The organism is Pseudovibrio denitrificans JCM 12308 (assembly GCF_001310815.1).
Taxonomy (GTDB): Bacteria; Pseudomonadota; Alphaproteobacteria; order Rhizobiales; family Stappiaceae; genus Pseudovibrio; species Pseudovibrio denitrificans.
Genome location: NZ_BAZK01000081.1, coordinates 1 through 878 on the forward strand (window position 1 = coordinate 1; position 878 = coordinate 878).

Here is an 878-nt window from a genome sequence, read left to right on the forward strand (position 1 = left end):
CCAGCCCCGATCACATCTTCACTGCCATAGGAGTTGACCCTGCTTGAGCTGTAGCTCAGGGACAGGGAAGGTTCCAGACCATGGTATTGGGGCACTTCGATGGGCACCTTTTGGGTCAAGGCGCCAAAGCTGCTGGTGTGTTGGGTGTAGGTTTTATCCGGAGAGACCGAGGTATCGTTTTCCAGGGCGACACTGGCCGGGCTATTAAAGACCATAGCGGCGCATAGCGCGGTAAGAAACACCGCTTTCAGCTTGTGGCCAGATGCCTGGCCAGCCAGATGATGATCACGGGAGTATTTGGAAAACATAGTCAGCCCAACCAATTGAAACTGGTTGAGGCTGTAGTTTTATCATGTTCTTTTCAAGGGAGTAAAAAGGACAGATAATGCTGATCAATGTGATGCATGAGCCAAACTCTCGAATGGCTTCTAGAGTGTGTAGTTCTCATGCCATAGGTCTCTGTTTTCATGAAATATACTCAGTGGAATGTAGATTTCATGGAGGAATATGCCTGGCAAATCAGCTTTTGTAGGAGGAATAGGCATGTCTGCGTGATCAAATTTAAATTTGAATCTCTTTATATTGCCAACGGTAGCATGCTTATTAATAAGTCAGAACCCAGGCCGTTTATTGGGGGCTTAATGGGCTGGTGTTAGAGCTCAAAGCACTTACTTGAGTGTATTTATTCGATCACGCAGATATCTTAAAAGACTAGTCGTCGCTTGGTCTTGAAAAAATAGAACCAGTTGAAGTTGCTAGAGTTGTTAGTTTGAATGTGTCAGAGATGGTTGCCTTTCCATCACTTGCTGTGACTTTTATAAGGAGTTCGCCACGAGATCCTCTCGGAGGTTTTCCCGATAACCTGTGCCCATCAAATC

1 protein-coding gene is annotated in these 878 nt (G+C 45.9%); it reads right to left on the bottom strand.

Annotation, left to right across the window (positions count from 1 at the left end; genetic code table 11):
• The coding region (locus JCM12308_RS27525; RefSeq protein WP_164845411.1) for a hypothetical protein at window positions 1–308 on the bottom strand (308 nt) is incomplete at its 3' end.
• Between the last annotated feature and the right edge of the window lie 570 nt (window positions 309–878).